The sequence below is a fragment of the Acidovorax sp. Root219 genome (assembly GCF_001428665.1).
Classification (GTDB): Bacteria; Pseudomonadota; Gammaproteobacteria; order Burkholderiales; family Burkholderiaceae_C; genus Acidovorax.
This window is the reverse complement of record NZ_LMIJ01000034.1, coordinates 401-18,507: the sequence shown is the minus strand read 5'-3', so window position 1 is coordinate 18,507 and position 18,107 is coordinate 401. Positions and strand designations below refer to the sequence as shown.

The following is an 18,107-nucleotide window of genomic DNA, read 5'->3' as shown; positions in this document are numbered from 1 at the left end:
TTGGCGGTGCTCAATGGGCCGCGGCGGTGGCGGCGGTAGCGCCGGGGGCAGCAGCAGCGGTGCTGGTGGCCGCCACCTTCTGGGTGGCAGCCGGCTTGTGCGATGGGGCAGGCGCGTAGGGCTGCGGCTGCACCGGCTGGCCGGCGCGCACCTTTTGCTGGCCCTCGACCACGACCACGTCGCCTGCCTTGAGCCCGTCGCGCACCAGCCACTGCTCGCCCACCGCACGGTCGGTGACCAAGGCACGCTGCTCCAGCTTGCCATCGCTGCCCAGCACGAAGGCATAGGGCTGGCCCGTGGCATCGCGGCCCACGGCCGGTTGCGGCACCAGCAAGGCCTGCTCCAGCACGCCCTCTTCCAGCACGGCGCGCGCATACATGCCGGGCAGCAGCTCTGCACGCGGGTTGGGGAACTCGGCGCGCAAGGTCACCGCCCCGGTGGCCTGGTCCACCGTCACGTCGGAAAACTGCAGCGTTCCGGCCTGCGCATAGACACTGCCGTCCTCCAGCACCAGCCGTACCTTGGCCGTCCCGCTCTTGAGAGTGCCCGCATCCATGGACCGCCTGAGCGCCAGCAGTGCGGTCGTGGACTGGGTCACATCCACATAGATCGGGTTCAGCTGCTGCACCGTGGCCAGGGCGTTGGCCTGGTTCGCCGTCACCAGCGCACCCGGCGTCACCGCCGAGCGCCCGATGCGCCCACTGATGGGCGACGTGATGCGGGTGTAGTCCAGGTTGATGCGCTGCGTTTGCAACGCCGACTTGGCAGAGCTGACCTCCGCCTCGGCCTGCAGCAGCGCAGCAGCAGCATCGTCCGCATCCTGCTGGCTCACCGCCTTGATGGCAGCCAACTCCTTGAACCGCCCCGCCTTGAGCCGCACCGTGACCAGATTGGCTTCGGACTTGGACAGCGTGGCCTGGGCGCTGTCCACATTGGCGCGGTACACCGCAGGATCGATCTGGTACAGCACATCGCCCGCCTTCACGTCGCTGCCCTCCTTGAAGCGGCGCTGCAGCACCAGCCCCGTGATCTGGGGCCGCACCTCGGCAATCAGGGCGGGGGCGACACGGCCCGGCAACTCGGTCGTCAGCGGCAGGCGCTGGGGCTGCACGGTGACCACGCTGACCTGGGGGACGCCCTGGCCCCCCGCGGCAGGGGGCTGGGGTGCTTCGCCACAGGCCGCCAGCGCCAGGGCTGAAACGGCAGCCATCCAGGCCACGGGTCGTTGAATAGCGGTATGCATGCGCATGGAAAGAGCTCCTGGGCCCAGGCATCTCGCAATGCCAGGCAGACACAAAAAGGTCAAAAATGAAGGTTTTAACTGTACCGAACGGTACGGTATTGTTAATTATCGAATTGACACAGCCCGCCTGTCAAGCAAAAATGGACCCATCGGTACACTTAAGGAGACAACATGAAGGTCCGGACGGAAGCGCGCCGCGAGGCGATCCTGGAGGTCGCCTCGGAGGTTTTTCTGGAACTTGGCTTCGAACGCGCCTCCATCGCCGAGATCGTTCGCCGCATCGGGGGCTCCAAATCCACCATCTACGGCTACTACCCGTCCAAGGAGGCCCTTTTTCAGGCGGTTACCCTGGCAGCGGGCGAGAGGCACATCCGCACCGCCTTCGATGAACTGGCGGCCCACGACATCCGCAGCGGCATCCATGAGGTGCTGGGCAGCTTTTGCAACAAGCTGGTGCAGTTTCTGTGCAGCCCGCAAATGCTGGCCACCCACCGCATGGTGCTGGCCGAGGCGGGGCACTCGAACATGGGCGAGCTGTTCTACGAGGCAGGGCCCCAACGGGGCGCTTGCGAACTGGCGGAGTTCTTGCGCGCTGCCATGGACAACGGCCACCTGCGCATGGAGGACCCGCAGGTGGCGGCGCTGCAGCTTTTCTCGCTGCTCAACGCAGAAACCCAGCTGCGCTGGTACTACCGCAACCCACCGCCCCTGACGGAGCAGGAGATGCAAGGTGTAGCCGAGCGTGCGCTGGCCACTTTTGCCAGGGCGTATGCGCCGCCATCGGCAACAAAGCACTGCAACGATGATGCTGAGAGATAGCAAAATTCAGCGGCGACCAGGGTCACACTGCACACCCGGCCCCTCAGCACGGTGACCCTGCAAACAGACGAAAATATTCTCCGTTTATTGACAAGGATTCCCGATGACAGGTGTGGTGCTGGGTAAACCCAACTTCGAGGCGATGACCACCGCCGAATTCAAGAGCTTGCTGAACGCGCTGATCAGCGCAGGCTACGTGTCCCTCGACACCCTGCGCCCCGAGATCGACGCCTTCTTCCAAAGCGACCTGGCCAACACCCCGCGCACGCCGCAAGAAGATGCCCAGGTGGACCCCGACATCGTCGGCGACCATTTCTACGACCTGTTCCAGACCATCACCTTCGGCTCGGCAGACGAGGTCGTTGCGCACTACCAGACCTACCAGAACCGCTCCCTGCCCTTCACGGACAAGCTCTACGACTGGTCCACCATCGAGGGCGACTACGGCTACAGGCTCGCCCTGCCCGCCGGCCACCCCGTGCGCACACTGATGGAGCTGGTCATCGACGCTGCCCGCGAAGGCAATGCGCTGCTGAAATGGGACGACGCGCCCATGCCCGAGGTGTCGTTCATGTGCCTGTGCCAGTTCGGCATCTTCATCAACCTGCGGCCCTGTCCGCCGCGCATGGTGGAGCTCATTCCCAAGCAGCCCCGCTATGCGCAGGTACGCGACCTGCTGGCGGGGGTGTTCGGCGTGGCGCCGCAGATCTATGCGCAGGATGAGCAGTGAGCCGTGCGTTGGGGTAATGGGGCCGCGCGAAGCCGATGGGCATGTTGCCGATCCCTGGCCCTACCGCACATCCTTGACCTTGTTGGAGCACACCCGCTGGTGGACGCGGCCAAAAATCCCCTGCAGCATGGCCTCCCCCGGCGTTGCCCCCGGGCCGGCCTGGGGGTCGAACATCGAGTCCAGTGTGTCCTCGACCAGGAAGCGCCTGAACCCCGTGTACCTGCCCGTTCGGTCCTTGCCGTTGATCTCGCCACACAGCGTGATTTTGGAATCACCATGCTCCGACAGGAACAAACCGCGAAACCGCACGCTCTTGGGATCAGGCAGGGCGTCGGCAGCGGCCTGCTTGGCCTCGCTCACGACGAGGTAGTCGTTGTATGTCCGCGCGGCAGCCGTGGCCGACGCCATGGCCGCCGCGACGAGGATGGTGCACTGTAGTAGGGTCGTTGGCATGGGGTGAATTTTGCATTCGATGCGGGACCTGCCCCGTGAAGTACCAGAGGCGCCCGGTCACGGCACCCGCGCCCCATCCCGTATCTGCGACACCGCCCCGTTCTGCAGCCGCACCACCGACATGAAGTTGCCCGGGCCGCGGTGGTAGGTCCACTCGTCGACGTATTCACACTGCTCGGTCACGATCTGGCGCGGCGCCTCGCGCGGGTGCATGGGCACGGTCCACACGACGCGCGGGACGCGGATGCACACCGTGTCGGTGGCAAACGGCTGGCCGCACTTCATGACCAGGCTGGCGCGCGAGTCGCCCGCGCCCACCAGCAGTCCGCCGCAACCCAGGCCTTGGGCACTGGCTTCTTTCATCGGAGACAGGGTGCAGATGATGGCGATGGCCGCCAGGGGAGCAAGGCGCCGGGTAGCACCAGTGACCGGCGGATGCGGTGGACCATGGCATGGCCGAGAGAGTGGGCGTGGGTCAGCGGCATGGTCGTTTGGATGCGAAACAGATGCGGAAGTTTGACGCTGAAAGACACCCCCATGACAAAGGCCCGCACGCGGCGGGCCCTTCTGGCGCTTGCAGCCTGCCTGCTCAACGGGTGAGCCTGCAGACGCGTTGACCAAGCCGTCTTACTCGGCTTCGATCTTGGAGGTCTTCACCACCGTCGCCCAGTTCGCCAGCTCCACCTTGGCCTTGTCACCCAGTTGCTGCGGCGTCTGGTAGTCGGCCGTGGCGCCCTGCTCCTGGGCCTTTTGCTTGAAGGCGGGGCTCTGCACCACGGTGCGGATGTCGGCGGCGAGCTTGTCGATCACGGGCTTGGGCACGGCGGCCGGGGCGAACACGGCGAACCAGGAGGTGGCGTCCACCTTGGGGTAGCCGGCCTCGGCGGTGGTGGGCGCATCGGGCAGGCTGGGCAGGCGCTCCTTGCCGGTCACGGCCAGCACGCGCAGCTTGCCGGCGGCGATGTGGGGCATGAAGGGCGGCGCGGTGCCAAAGGTCAGGTCCACCTGGCCACCCAGCAGGTCCTGCAGCGCGGGGCCGGTGCCTTTGTAGGGCACGTGCACCATCTTCACGCCGCCCTGCTGCTCCAGCATGGCGCCGGTCACGTGCTGCAGCGAGCCGTTGCCCGACGAGGCGTAGTTGAGCTTGCCGGGGTTGGCCTTGGCATAGGCAATGAGCTCGGCCAGGGTCTTCACCGGCAGGTCGTTGCGCACCACGATGATCTGCGGGGCCGAGATCACGTTGGCCACGGGCTGGAAGTCGCTCTGCTCCCACTGCTTTTGCTTGGTGAGGTGGGGCGAGATGACGTGGTAGCCCGAGTACTGCATGAGCAGGGTGTAGCCATCGGGCTCGGCACGCTTGACGGCGCTGGCCGCGATGGAGCCGTTGCCGCCGCCCTTGTTGTCGGCAATGACCGACTGGCCCAGCACCGGGCCCAGCGCCTGCGCCAGCATGCGGGCCGACAGGTCGGTGGTGCCGCCTGCCGCCGTGGGCACGACCAGGGTGACGGGCTTGGCGGGGTAGGTGCTGCCGCCCTGGGCAAAGGCGCTGCCGCCAAGGCTCGCGGCCAGTGCGGCCAAGGCCAGAAGGGTGAATTGTTTGCGGGTCGTTGTCATGAGGGATGTGTCTCCGTTATCTCAGTTGTTTCAGTTGCCAATGAATCTCGAAGGGGGTGCTGCTCGGGCGTCAGTCGACCTTTGCGCCCGTGTCCTGAACCACCCTGTGCCAGCGCGCCAGGTCGTCCTTGACCAGCGTGCCCAGCTGCGCCGACGTGCCCTTGAACGGCTCGCAACCCACGTTGGCCAGTTTGTCGATCACGTCCTTGTGGTCCAGGGCCTTGGCCACCTCGGCCTGCAGCAAGGCCACCACGGCGGGCGGGGTGCCAGCGGGCGCGAACATGCCGTACCAGGGCGTTTGCCCAAAGCCCTTGAGCGTTTCGCCCATGGTGGGCGCATCGGGCAGCGCGGCCACGCGCTTTTCATTGACGACGCCCAGCACCTTGAGCTTGCCGGCCTTGATGAAGGCAATCGACGACGGCAGGCTCTGCACCGACAGCGGCACCTGCCCGCCCACCACGTCGGTGGCTGCGGCGGCAGAGCCCTTGTAGGGAATGTGCTGCAGCTCGATGCCAGCGGCCTTTTGCAGCATCTCGCCGATCAGGTGGTTGAGGGTGCCGTTGCCGGCCGAGGCGATCGAATACTTGCCCGGGCTGGCCTTGGCCACGGCGATCAGCTCGGCCATGTTCTTGGCCGGAAAGGACGGGTGCGCCACCAGCACATAGCCCGCCGTGGCCAGCGGCGCCACGGGCTCGAAGTCCTTGACCGGGTCGAACCCGGTGCTCTTGTACAGCCAGGGGTTGATGACCTGGGCGCTGTCGGCCGTCACCAGCAGGGTGTAGCCGTCGGCCTTGGTCTTGGCGGTGTAGGCCGTGCCCACGTTGCCGCCCGCGCCGGGGCGGTTGTCCACCACCACTGGCTGGCCCAGCTGCTCGCTGAGCTTTTGCGCCAGCACGCGCGCAATCGCGTCGTTGGCGCCGCCCGCGGCCTGGGGCACGACCACGGTGAGGGGCTTGCCGGGGAACTTGGCGGCATCCTGCGCGGTGGCGGTGAACGCCATGGTGCACAGCACTGCGGCAAACACCAGCCTGCGCGGCAGGCTGAAATGGGGTCTCGAATCGCTCATGGTCTTGTCTCCTGTCTATCGTTTTCTTTGAATGAACCAGAACAGCGTGGTAACGGGTGGGGGGCCTGGCTATGCGGCGCGCCCTCCCCCCAGCAGCTCTTTATCGCGCGCCAGCGCCCTTTCCTTGATCGCCTCGAAGTCCCCCGGCACCGGGTGCAGCGCCAGGCGCGGCCCGGCCTTGGCGATCTGGCTGGGGATGTCGTGGCCGATCAGCGCGGGCAGGCGCTGCGCGGCGGCCAGCAGGCGCGGCAAATCCACGCCGGTGGCGTAGCCCATGCAGTCGAGCGCATGCACGATCTCCTCGCTGCACACATTGCCGCTGGCGCCGGGCGCATAGGGGCAGCCGCCCAGGCCGCCCAGTGAGGCGTCGAACCGGTCGGCCCCGGCGCTGATGCCCGCCAGCACATTGGCCAGGCCCATGCCGCGCGTGTTGTGAAAGTGCAAAGTGAACTCCACACCCGGCCAGCGCGCGCGCGCCGCCGCGGTGATGGCCGCCACCTGCGTGGGGTAGGCCATGCCCGTGGTGTCGCACAGCGTGACGCCGCCCACGCCCAGGTCGACGAAGCGCTGCACCCAGCCGAACACGGCCTCGGGCGCAACCTCGCCCTCCATCGGGCAGCCGAACACGCACGACAGCGACACGTTGACCGCCACGCGCGCGGCCTGCGCCGTGGCCACAACCTGGGCCAGCGCGGCGAACGAATGCTCCTGCGTCATGCGCAGGTTGGCGATGTTGTGCGTGGCACTGGCCGACATGACCAGGTTGAGCTCATCGGCCCGCGACTCGATGGCCCGCTCGGCCCCGCGCACATTGGGCACCAGGGCCGTGTACACGGTGCCGGGGCGGCGCGTGATCTCGCGCATCACCACCTCGGCATCGCGCAGCGCAGGGATGGCCGTGGGCGAGGTGAACGAGGTCACCTCGATCTTGGAGAGGCCCGCGTCGGACAGCGCATTGGCCAGCGCGATCTTGTCCTCCGTGGGCACAAAGGTGGCCTCCATCTGCAAGCCGTCGCGCAGGCCCACCTCCTGCATGTGGATGCGCTTGCCCGCGCCAGCCCATACGCCACCTACTTGCGTTGCGGTAGTCATTGGATCACCCCCTTGCTGCGCAGCAGCGCGATCTGCTCGGCCGTCAGGCCCGCCTCGGCCAGCACCGCATCGGTATCGTCGCCCAGGTGCGGTGCACTGCTGCGTATGCTGCCCGGCGTGGCCGAGAGCTTGGGCACGATGCCCGGCACCTGCACGCTGTAGCCGTCGCGCGTCTCCTGCGTGAGCAGCATGTCGCGCGCCTTGTAATGCGGGTCTTCGGCAATGTCGCGCGCGGTGTAGACCTTGCCGGCCGGCACGCGGGCCGTGCCCAGGGCATCGAGCACCTGCTGCACGGTGAGCGGCGCGCTCCAGGCGCCGATGGCGGCGTCGATCTCGTCCACGCGCGCCACGCGGCCGGCGTTGTCGGCCAGGTCGGGCGCGGCGCCCAGGTCGGGCCGGCCGATGGCCTGCATCAGCCGCTTGAAGATGCTGTCGCCATTGCCCGCCACCAGCACCCAGCCGTCGGTGCACGGGTAGGCGTTGGAGGGCGCAATGCCCGGCAGCGCGCTGCCCGCCGCCTCGCGCACCGCGCCAAAGGCGCTGTACTCGGGGATCAGGCTTTCCATCACGTTGAACACGGCCTCGTGCAGCGCCACGTCGATCACCTGGCCCTGGCCGCCGTTGACCTTGCGGTGGTACAGCGCCGTGAGCACGCCGATGGCGCCGTGCAGCGCCGCCAGCGTGTCGCCAATCGACACCCCCACACGCACCGGCACCCGGCCCGGCTCGCCCGTCAGGTGGCGCAGGCCGCCCATGGCCTCGCCGATGGCGCCAAAACCCGGCAGGTCGCGGTAGGGCCCGGTCTGCCCGTAGCCCGAGATGCGCAGCATCACCAGCCCGGGGTTGATGCGGTGCAGCTCTTCGGGCGACATGCCCCAGCCCTCCAGCGTGCCGGGGCGAAAGTTCTCGATCAGCACGTCGGCCTCGGCGATCAGCTGGCGGGCGATGTCCTGGCCCTCCTTCTGTCGCAGATCCAAAGCCACCGAGCGCTTGTTGCGCGACTGCACCTGCCACCAGACGGAGGTGCCCTCCTTGATCAGGCGCCAGTTGCGCAGCGGGTCGCCCGATTCTGGCGCTTCGATCTTGATGACCTCGGCGCCAAAGTCGCCCAGCGTCTTGCCGCAGAAGGGGCCGGCGATCAGCTGGCCCATCTCGATCACGCGCACGCCCTGCAGGGCGGCGGCGGTGGGGGTTGGTGTGGCACCCATCGTGTTCTTGTCTCCAATGTGGCGCAGCCTGCGGATCAGGCCTGCCTGTGTTGCCCCGCATGATGCGCAAAGAAGCCCTGCGGGCAAAACGCTCTTACGACAGCCCACCATCGCAAACCGGCATGGCAGAGCACTCCCGTTGGTACCATTGCAGGCATGAAGCTCGACCCCGTCTCCCTGCGCCTGTTCGTTGCCGTGATGGAAGAAAGCACCATCGCCGCCGCCGCCGCGCGCGAGCACCTGGCCGCGTCGGCCGTGAGCCGGCGCCTGGCCGACCTGGAAGACGCCCTGCACGTCACCCTGTTCACCCGCAGCAACAAGGGCACCGAGCCCACCGCCGCGGCCTATGCCCTGTTGAACCTGGCGCGCGGCGTGCTCAACGACCTCGACGGCATCGCCACGCAGATGCGCGACTACGGCGCCGGCCTGCGCGGCCACGTGCGCGTGGTGGCCAATATCTCGGCCATCAGCCAGTTTTTGCCGGCGCAGCTGCAAAGCTTCATGGCCCTGCACCCGCAGGTGGACGTGCGGCTGCAGGAGCAGATCAGCACCGCCATCGCCCAGTCGGTGGCCGAGAACGCGGCCGACATCGGCATCCTCAACCACGGCCACTATGGCGACCGCGTGGTGCAGCTGCCGTACCGCACCGACGAGCTGGCCCTGGTGGTGCCGCGCGACCACCCCCTGGCGCGGCGCAAATCCGTGCGCCTGGTGGATGCCTTGCCCTACGACTTCGTGGGCGCGCACCCGGGCAGCGCCATCAACAACCAGCTCACCAAGGCCGCCGCCGAAACCGGGCTGCCGCTGCGCCTGCGCATGCAGGTCACCAGCTACGACGCACTGTGCCTCATGGTCGCGGCCGGCCTGGGCGTGGGCGTCATGCCGCGCGGCAGCGCTGCGCTGTACAAGGGCAGCCAGCCCATCCGCGTGGTCACGCTCAACGAGCCCTGGGCGCACCGCCAGCTGGTGCTGTGCGTGCGCTCGGAAGAATCGCTCTCGAGCGTGGCGCGCCTGCTGGTGGACCACCTGCGCGCCCCCGCCGAAGGGCCTGCCGCATGACGGCCCCGGCCCTGCCCCCGCTGCAGTGGGATGTGTTCTGCCAGGTCATCGACAACTACGGCGACATCGGCGTGTGCTGGCGCCTGGCCAGCCAGTTGGCCGCGCGCGGCCAGCGCGTGCGCCTGTGGGTGGACGATGCCTCGGCCCTGGCCTGGATGGCGCCTGAGGGATGCCCCGGCGTGGAGCTGCGCCCCTGGGGCGGCGGGCTGCCCGCCGCGCACGAGGCAGCGCCCGATGTGGTGGTCGAAGCCTTCGGCTGCGAGATCCCCGAGCCCTTCCTGGCCTGGGCTGTGGGGCGGGCCCCAGACCGGCAACCCGTGTGGATCAACCTCGAATACCTCTCGGCAGAGGCCTATGTGGAGCGCAACCACCGCCTGCCCTCGCTCATCATGTCCGGCCCGGCTGCGGGCTGGACGCGCTGGTTCTTCTACCCCGGCTTCACCCCCGCCACGGGCGGCCTGCTGCGAGAGAGCGGCCTGCTGGAGCAGCCCCCGCCCCGCTTTGCCGCCGCCTGGCGCGCGGGCCAGTCCCCGGCACCCAACACGCCCCAGCGCTGGATGTCGCTGTTCTGCTATGAGCCCGCCGCCCTGCCCGCGCTGCTGGCCCAGGCCATGCAGCCCGGTGCCGTACCCACCCGCCTGCTGGTCACGCCTGGCCGTGCCACCCAGGCGGTGCGGTCCGCATTGGCCACCTTGCCGGCAGAGCATGGCCCGCTGCAATTGCAGTTTCTGGCCCCCACCGACCAGCCCGGTTTCGACGACCTGCTCTGGGCCAGCGACTTCAACGCCGTGCGCGGCGAGGACTCGCTGGTGCGCGCCCTGTGGGCCGGCCGCGCCCTGGTCTGGCACATCTACCCGCAGGACGACGGTGCCCACCACGCCAAGCTTGCGGCGTTTCTCGACTGGCTGCAGGCCCCGGCCTCGCTGCGCGGCTTTCACGCCGCGTGGAACGGCATCCCCGGCCACGGCCCGCTGACCATTCCAGATGATGAAACCCTGGCCGAGTGGACCGCCTGCGTGCAGGCGGCACGCGCGCGCCTCATGCAACAAACCGACCTGGTGGGCCAGTTGGTAGGATTTATCGCGGAAAAAAGGTAAAATCCGAGGCTTTGCGCAAATTGAGGCGCGGCACCATGGTGCCCGTACCCCGCGCAATCCCGCCGCGGAACATGCGCCGGCCAGTTGCACAGCCCCCAGGGGCGTGTGGCCAGCGCGTTGAGCGGCCCCCAACCCAAGCAACCAAACTGCTATGAAAATCGCTCAAGAAATCCGCGCCGGCAACGTCATCATGCACGGCAAGGACCCCATGGTCGTCCTCAAGACCGAATACGCCCGTGGCGGCCGCGGTGCAGCCACCGTGCGCATGAAGCTCAAGAGCCTGATCGGCAACTTCGGCACCGAAAACGTGTTCAAGGCCGACGACAAGATCGACAACGTGATCCTGGACAAGAAGGACTGCACGTACTCCTACTTCGCCGACCCCATGTACGTCTGCATGGACACCGACTACAACCAGTACGAAGTCGAAGCCGAAAACATGGGCGACGCACTGAACTACCTGGAAGACGGCATGGCCCTCGAAGTGGTGTTCTACGACGGCAAGGCCATCTCGGTCGAACTGCCCACCAGCGTCGAGCGCGAAATCACCTGGACGGAACCCGCCGTCAAGGGCGACACCTCCGGCAAGGTCCTGAAGCCCGCCAAGATCGCCACCGGCTTCGAAGTGCCCGTGCCCCTGTTCGTCTCGCAAGGCGACAAGATCGAAATCGACACCCGCACCGGCGAATACCGCAAGCGCGTTTAAGGTTCTGCAGGCCCACCTGCAAGACCTCCGAAAAAGGCTTCCTCCGGGAAGCCTTTTTTGTTGGTACCCCCTGCACGGTGCGGGCCTTGCTGCCCGATCCGCCGCCGGTGCAGCGATTTCTTGCGAGCGTCACAGGCCTCGCGCACAATCATTGCCATGGACCCCACCGCCGACCTCGCCACCGACCTCACCGCACTCCTCCCCCGCTGGCGCATCGATGGGGTCGACATGCTGCCCCCCGGCGATCCTGCGCAGGTCCAGGCGCTGTTTGCCCAACTGGGCCAGCCCGCCACCCCCGAAGTGCTCACCCTGTACGCCACCCTGGGCGGCATGGTCACCATGGACGGCGAGTTCTGGCGCCTGTGGTCGCTGGACGAAGTCAGCCGCGCCAACCAGGGCCCGCCCTCCGAGTGGGGCGTGCAGTTTGCAGATTTTCTGACCCATAGCCAGGTGTTTCGCCTGCGCACGGCGGCGGATGGCCGCTCGGAAGTCTTCGCCGGCCCCTTGAGCGCAGACAGCCCACCCGTGCGGGTAGCGGCCTCGCTCAACGAGTTCTTTGCGCTGTACCGCGGCGACCCGGACCAGGTGCTGCAGCCGCGCTGAATCGGCGTCAGGCGCGACGGAGCTGTCGCATCGGGGTAACTACCAGCACGGGCATCCAACGACGAGTATTCGTTTGTAAATGACTTGCTTTCTGGTAAAACCGGTTTCACAGTGTGCGATCGCAGCAGGGGTGCCCCACCTGACGATGGGCAGGGCCCCTCTACATGCACGCACCCGTCGCCCGCTGTGACCCGCCCATGTTCCGGGATGCCGCGCACCACGCGGCAGTGCCGTTGCAGGTCTTGTCAGGCCTGTGCGCCACGTGCCCCCGTCAATCCAGAACACATGGCGACCGCCCCGCTCCGGCGGGCAGCAGGTCTGCCACATCCATGAGGAAACGCCCATGACCAGCCCGAACGCCACCGACAACTACCTGCCACCGGGCACACGCGACTCTGTTGAGCTGGTCTTCGTGTTCGATGACCTGCACGACTGGCAGATGCTGGCGGCCGCCGCGCCCGAAGGTGCCGAGGTGGTGATGATCGATGGCTGGAGCGATGGGCTGGCGCAGATGGCCGCGCACCTGCAGGGGCGAAGCGGCATCGGCGCGCTGCATGTGCTGTCCCATGGCAGCCACGGCCGCCTTCACTGGGGAACCACCGTGCTGGATGCGGGCAATGCGCCTGGCCATGCCGACATGCTGCGTTCCATCGGCACCACTCTGGCAGAAGATGGTGACGTACTGCTCTATGGGTGTCACTCAGGGGCAGGCGCTGCGGGCGCTGCACTACTGCGCACCCTGTCAGACTTTTTCGGTGCCAGCGTTGCCGCATCGACCAACCTCACAGGTGCGGCAGCCTTGGGCGGCGACTGGTTGCTGGGGCGCCAGCACGGTGCGATACATACCCCCGCCATGGAGGGGCCGGCATCCTACGGCGGCTTGCTGGCAGCGCCGGTCAGCGAAACCTTCGACGGGGTCGCCGTCAATGGCGGTACCGGCCAAAGCCAGGGCACGACCGGGGTGGCACGCCCGATCAATGGCTGGACATTCACCCTATTGAACAGCGCCGGAACCCAGGATGCCGGGGGCTATGTCGACGTGACGCAACTGAGCACCGACACGTCCATGGCCGACGGGGGCAGCGACCACGCGGCATACATGAACGGCACCTATGTCGCTGCTTCCAGCGGTACCCAGGCTGCGGGGGTGCTCAAGGCGACCACGGGCGAGGAGTTTTCCTTTGTCTCCATCACCGTGGAAAACGGCGGGGGTGCCAACACCTACCGACTCGTCGGCTACCTGAACGGCAGTGCCGTCTCGGGCGCCACGCAGAACTTCACGGCACCGGCATTCGGCAGCAACACCACCGTTTCGGTATCGGGCTCCCAGTGGCAGTACGTGGACGAAGTGCGAATCGTGCAGCAGAACGGCGCTGCCGATATCTCGATCTACATCGACGACATCGTGGTGGCGGCTGCAGTGCCACCCGCCACCATCACCAGCGCCACCTACGATGCCTCCAACGGCGTTCTGTCGGTCACAGCCGCCGGCATGACCAACGGGGACACCATCGACGTTACCAAGCTCAGCCTCACCGGCCAGGGTGGCGCAAGCTACACCCTGACCACCGCCAACACCACGGCCACCAGCGCCACGGCGTTTTCGGTGACGTTGAACTCCGCAGACAAGCTGGCCATCAATGGCGTGCTGAACAACAACGGCACCTCGGCCGCCGGCGGCACCACTTTCAATCTGGCTGGCGCTGCCAACTGGGACACCACGGCGTCCGCCCCCGCCGACACCACCGGCAACGGCGTCACGGTCAGCAACGTCACCGCCCCCACCATCACCTCGGCCAGCTACGACGCTGCCACCGGAATACTGACTGTCACCGGCACCGGTCTGGTCAAGGTCGTTGGCGCGACCAATGACATCACCGTGAACAAGCTGCGGATCGTCGGTGAGGGCGGCACGGGCCGCACCCTGGTGCTGTCGGCCAATGTCGAAGTGACGGATGCCACCAGCTTTTCGGTGCAACTGTCCGGCAACGACCGGATCATTGTTGACAGCCTGCTCAACAAGACTGGCGCTACATCCTCCAGCGGCTCAACCTACAACGTCGTCGCCTTCGATGACTGGAATAGCACGATCACGAACGGCGACATCGCCGACGCCACCAACCCGCTGACTGTCTCGAATGTGCCTGCACCGACGATTACGTCGGCCACATACGACGCGTCCACCGGGACTCTCAGTTTTGTGGGAACCGGCCTGGTGCAGCTGACGGGCGTCAACAACGACATCGTCGCCAACAAGTTCACCCTGACCGGCGAGGGCGGTGCCACCTACACCCTGACCGACACGGCCAATGTCGATATCACCACCACATCGAACACGGCGTTCACGCTGACCCTGAGCGCTACCGACAAATCCGGCATCAACCAGATCATCAACAAGAACGGCAGCAGTTCCACCGGCGGCACCACGTACAACGTGGCCGCAGCAGAGGACTGGGCTGCCGGGGCTGATGCAGCAGTGGTGGTTGCAGACATCACGGGCAATGGCATCACTGCCACCGTCGCGGCCCCCACCGTGACCTCGGCCACCTACGATGCCAGCACCGGTACCCTGGTCGTCACAGGCACCGGCTTCACGCACCGCAGTGGCGCCACCAACGACATCATTGCCAACAAGTTCACCCTCACCGGCCAGGGCGGCGGCACTTACACGCTGACCGATACCTCCAACGTGGAGATCACCTCGGACACGGGGTTCACGCTCACCCTGTCCGCTACCGACAAAAACGGCCTGCGCACGCTGGCCACCGCCAACGGCACACAATCCGCAGGCGGCACCACCTACAACCTGGCTGCGGCAGACGATTGGGCCAATGGTGCCGATGCTGCACTGAATATCGCCGACACCACGGGCAACGGCATCACGGTGTCCAACGTGGTCTCGCCCACCCTCACCTCGGCCACCTACGATGCCGCCACCGGCATCCTGTCCGTCACCGGCACCGGCATGGTGACCGGTGATGCCATCGATGTATCCAAGCTGTCCCTCACCGGCCAGGCTGGCAGCTACACGCTGACCAGCACCAACGTCACCACCACCAGCGCCACGGCGTTCTCCGTCACCCTGAATGCCGCAGACAAGCTGGCCCTCAACGGCGTACTGAACAACAACGGCACAAGCGCAGTCGATACCACCACCTTCAACCTCGCCGGGGCCACGGGCTGGAATTCCACTGTCGGCGCTGCGGCCGACCTCACGGGCAACGGTGTCACCGTCTCCAACGTGGCCGCCCCCACCGTCACCTCGGCTACCTACGACGGCACCACCAACACCCTGGTGGTCACCGGCACCGGCCTGGTCAAGACCATCGGCGCCACCAACGACGTCACGGTGTCCACCCTGACCATCACCGGCGAGGGCGGTGCCACCCGCACCCTGTCCACCACGGGCAATGTGGAAGTGACTTCGGCCACCAGCTTCACCGTCACCCTCACGGGCGCAGACATCGCCGGCGTCGCCTCGTTGCTCAACAAGAACGGTATTTCTTCGGCCAGCAGCGCCACCACCTACAACATCGCGGCGGCCGATGACTGGAACAGCGTGGTCACGGGCGGCAACATCGCCGACCTCACCGGCAACGGCATCACCGTTGCCAACGCCGCCCCAAGCATCCTTTCTTCCACCTACGATGCCGCCACCGGCATCCTCTCGGTATCGGCCGTGAACATCGTCACCGGCGACACCATCGACGTCTCCAAGCTGTCGGTCGTCGGCCAGGGCGGGGGCTCCTACACCCTGACCAGTGGCAACGTCGCCGCTGCCAGCGCCACGGCGTTCTCGGTCACCCTGAACGCCGCAGACAAGCTGGCCGTGGGCGGCCTGCTGAACAAGGCCGGCACCACGGCCGCAGACGCCACCACCTTCAACCTGGCCGCCGCCGCCAGCTGGGATGCGACGACCACCTCGGGTGCAGACCTGACGGGCAACGCGGTGACCGTGTCAAATGTCTCGGCACCCACCATCACCTCGGCCACCTACGACGTCACCACCCACGTCCTCACCGTGACCGGCACGGGTCTGGTCCAGACCCTGGGGGCAACGAACGACGTCACGGTGTCCAACCTGACCATCACTGGCGAAGGTGGTACCACCCGCTCGCTGAGCACCACGGGCAACGTCGAAGTGATCTCGGGCACCAGCTTTGCCGTGACCCTGGCCGGCGCAGACCAGGTGGCTGTGGAGGCCCTGTTCAACAAGAACGGCACCACGTCCACCAGCGGCACCACCTACAACCTGGCTGCGGCCGACGACTGGAACAGCGTGGTCACCGGCGGCGACATTGCCGATGCCACTTCGCCCATCACGGTGAGCAACGTGGCTGTCCCGACCATCACCAGCTCCGTCTACAACGCCAACACCGGCGTGCTGACGGTCACCGGTACCGGGCTCACAGCTGCGTCCGGCGCGGTCAATGACATCGTGGCCAACAAGCTGAGCCTGCAGGGCGAAGGCGGTGCCAGCTACACGCTGACCACCACCAGCAATGTGGAGATCACCAGCGGCACCAGTTTCACGCTGACCCTGAGCGCGGCCGACCGCCTGGGTGCCAACCTGATCATGAACAAGAACGGCACCAGCTCCACCAGTGTCAATACGTACAACCTGATCGCCGCAGAGGACTGGGCCGCCGGGGCAGACGCCGCCGTGGTGGTGGCCGACCTGACGGGCAATGGTGTCACGGTGACCAATGTGGTGGCCCCCACCGTCACCAGCGCCACCTACAACGTGGCCACCGGCGTGCTGGTGGTCACGGGCAACAACTTCCTCTCGCTGACCGGGGCGAACAATGACATCACGGCCAACCGCATTCGCTTTCTGGGCCAGGGGGCGTTCAACTACACGCTGACCGATACGTCCAATGTGGACATCACGTCCAACACCAGCTTCACCATGACCATGAGCGCCAACGACAAGGCCCAGTTGGCGTTGCGGCTGAACAAGGATGGCACGAGCTCCACCGACACCACCACCTACAACATCGGCATGCTGGAGGACTGGAACACGGGTGCGGCCGTGGCGGTGGTGATTGCGGACCTGTTTNCCCCGCCGTGAGTGGGGTCGTGGCGGGGCAAGCCGTCAACGACAACGCGACGGTTTCTCCGTTCGCGGGCATCGTCATCAGCGACCCGGATGTGGGTGCTTCGGAGACGGTGATCATCACGCTGGACACTGCGGCCAAGGGGGCGTTCACTGCGGCCTCGCTCACGGCCTCGGGCTTCTCCACCGCCGATGGCGGGCTCACGTACACCCATGCGGCAGGCACCCCCGCCGACATCCAGGCCGCGCTTCGCGCCCTGGTGTTCAAACCGGCAGTGGGTCGTGTGGCTCCGGGGGCGACCGAGACCACCACGTTCACGATCAGCGTCAATGACGGCATTGCGTCGGCGGTGCTGAACAACACCACCACGGTGGTCAGCACGGCCATTGCAGTCGATTCTGGCGGCGGCACCCCACCGGCCACCACCATCGACGGCGTGCCCGTCACCACCGAGTCGGGCCCTGCAGGCTCCACCATCATCACCGTGCCGGTGGTGCTGCCCACCCGGCCCGATACCGCAGGCACACCCACTCCGCTGGCCGACATCCCTATCGTCAAGGCAGCCGATGGCCATTCCATCGTCTCCGTCAGCGTGCCCACCGGGGTGGGGCTGTCGGCTGAAGGCCTCTCCGGCACGTCCACAGGGGCTGCGGCCCTGGCAGAACTGGGGTTCCGCATCGAGCGCGTGACCGGCAACAACCCCGAGCTGACCAACGCCGGCCAGGTGTTCTATGCCACCCTGGGGCCCAATGAACCGCTGTCGGTGCAGATCTTGAAGCCTACGGCAGGGGTGGGCTTCAATCCCAGCGTGCCGCTCGTCATCAACGGCAGCGCCAACCCTGCCGATGGCAAGCAGGCGGTGATCATCGACGCGCGCGGCCTGCCTGCAGGTTCGGTGATCCAGGTGGACAACATCGAGTTCATCGCCGTGGTGGGCAATGTGCGCGTCATCGGCGGCGCGGGCCAGAACATGGCCAGCGGCGACAGCGGTGCCCAGTGGATCGTGCTCGGCCCCGATGACGACATCATCCATGGCGGCGGCGGCAACGATGTGGTGGGCAGCGAGGGCGGCGATGACCAGGTCTTTGGCGATGCCGGCGACGACATCGTGTTTGGCGGCGCAGGCAATGACCTGCTCTCCGGTGGCACGGGCAGTGACCGCCTGAATGGGGGCACGGGCTTTGACGTGGCGATCCAGGAAGGCACACGCGCCGACTACACCGTCGTGCTGGAAGGCGCAGGCATCAAGCTCACGCACACCGCCACCGGTGTCTCCGATTGGCTGGTGGATGTGGAGCAGGTGCGCTTTGCAACGGGCCCGAGCCTCACGGTGGCGCACAGCGCCGCCGAAGAAGCAGGC

The 18,107-nt window shown here is 66.8% G+C and carries 14 protein-coding genes and 1 pseudogene; 8 read left to right on the top strand and 7 right to left on the bottom strand.

Annotation, left to right across the window (positions count from 1 at the left end):
• Positions 1-10: 10 nt before the first annotated feature.
• Positions 11-1,243 (bottom strand): efflux RND transporter periplasmic adaptor subunit, encoded by a 1,233-nt coding sequence (locus ASE28_RS26860; protein ID WP_235516234.1) that lies wholly within the window; start codon positions 1,241-1,243, stop codon positions 11-13.
• Between the two features lie 171 nt (positions 1,244-1,414).
• On the opposite strand from ASE28_RS26860, the gene ASE28_RS26855 reads away from it, so the two are divergent.
• Both ASE28_RS26855 and ASE28_RS26850 read left to right on the top strand, forming a co-directional pair.
• On the top strand, positions 1,415-2,062 hold the full coding sequence (locus ASE28_RS26855) for a TetR/AcrR family transcriptional regulator (RefSeq protein ID WP_057269216.1): 648 nt from the start codon (positions 1,415-1,417) through the stop codon (positions 2,060-2,062).
• Between the two features lie 103 nt (positions 2,063-2,165).
• Positions 2,166-2,792 carry a hypothetical protein gene (locus ASE28_RS26850; RefSeq protein WP_057269215.1) on the top strand — a complete coding sequence of 209 codons (627 nt, stop codon included), beginning with the start codon at positions 2,166-2,168 and terminating at the stop codon, positions 2,790-2,792.
• A gap of 60 nt (positions 2,793-2,852) precedes the next feature.
• On the opposite strand, the gene ASE28_RS26845 is transcribed toward ASE28_RS26850, so the two are convergent.
• The 6 genes from ASE28_RS26845 to ASE28_RS26820 form a co-directional block, all read right to left on the bottom strand.
• The gene (locus ASE28_RS26845; RefSeq protein ID WP_057269214.1) at positions 2,853-3,245 is read right to left on the bottom strand and encodes a hypothetical protein; all 393 of its coding nucleotides are present in this window, start codon (positions 3,243-3,245) and stop codon (positions 2,853-2,855) included.
• A gap of 57 nt (positions 3,246-3,302) precedes the next feature.
• The gene (locus ASE28_RS26840) at positions 3,303-3,608 is read right to left on the bottom strand and encodes a DUF2845 domain-containing protein (RefSeq protein WP_057269213.1); all 306 of its coding nucleotides are present in this window, start codon (positions 3,606-3,608) and stop codon (positions 3,303-3,305) included.
• 264 nt (positions 3,609-3,872) lie between these two features.
• Positions 3,873-4,859: a tripartite tricarboxylate transporter substrate binding protein gene (locus tag ASE28_RS26835; RefSeq protein ID WP_057269212.1), complete on the bottom strand. Its 987-nt coding sequence runs from the start codon at positions 4,857-4,859 to the stop codon at positions 3,873-3,875.
• A gap of 70 nt (positions 4,860-4,929) precedes the next feature.
• Entirely contained in the window at positions 4,930-5,925 is a 996-nt protein-coding gene (locus ASE28_RS26830; RefSeq protein WP_057269211.1) for a tripartite tricarboxylate transporter substrate binding protein, read from the bottom strand.
• Positions 5,926-5,994: 69 nt separating this feature from the next.
• Positions 5,995-7,017: a hydroxymethylglutaryl-CoA lyase gene (locus tag ASE28_RS26825; protein WP_057269210.1), complete on the bottom strand. Its 1,023-nt coding sequence runs from the start codon at positions 7,015-7,017 to the stop codon at positions 5,995-5,997.
• Entirely contained in the window at positions 7,014-8,225 is a 1,212-nt protein-coding gene (locus ASE28_RS26820) for a CaiB/BaiF CoA-transferase family protein (RefSeq protein WP_057269209.1), read from the bottom strand. Before ASE28_RS26820 ends, ASE28_RS26825 begins: the two co-directional genes overlap by 4 nt.
• A 156-nt stretch (positions 8,226-8,381) precedes the next feature.
• Between ASE28_RS26820 and ASE28_RS26815 the strand changes: the two genes are divergently transcribed.
• From ASE28_RS26815 to ASE28_RS33635, 6 genes and pseudogenes are all read left to right on the top strand, one after another.
• Positions 8,382-9,284, top strand: coding sequence for a LysR family transcriptional regulator (locus ASE28_RS26815; protein WP_057269208.1), 903 nt, complete (start codon positions 8,382-8,384; stop codon positions 9,282-9,284).
• Positions 9,281-10,381: an elongation factor P maturation arginine rhamnosyltransferase EarP gene (earP, locus tag ASE28_RS26810; protein ID WP_057269207.1), complete on the top strand. Its 1,101-nt coding sequence runs from the start codon at positions 9,281-9,283 to the stop codon at positions 10,379-10,381. The genes ASE28_RS26815 and earP overlap by 4 nt, the downstream gene beginning before the upstream one ends.
• A 151-nt stretch (positions 10,382-10,532) precedes the next feature.
• A complete protein-coding gene (gene efp / locus ASE28_RS26805) occupies positions 10,533-11,087 on the top strand; it encodes an elongation factor P (protein ID WP_007852467.1) in 555 nt (184 codons plus the stop codon).
• A 156-nt stretch (positions 11,088-11,243) separates the two neighbouring features.
• Positions 11,244-11,690 carry a hypothetical protein gene (locus tag ASE28_RS26800; RefSeq protein WP_057269206.1) on the top strand — a complete coding sequence of 149 codons (447 nt, stop codon included), beginning with the start codon at positions 11,244-11,246 and terminating at the stop codon, positions 11,688-11,690.
• A 343-nt stretch (positions 11,691-12,033) separates the two neighbouring features.
• Positions 12,034-16,749: pseudogene (locus tag ASE28_RS33640) on the top strand (DUF4347 domain-containing protein); the annotation flags it as partial.
• 968 nt (positions 16,750-17,717) lie between these two features.
• Positions 17,718-18,107 (top strand): calcium-binding protein (locus ASE28_RS33635; RefSeq protein WP_369818307.1); only part of this gene is annotated, 390 nt, incomplete at its 3' end.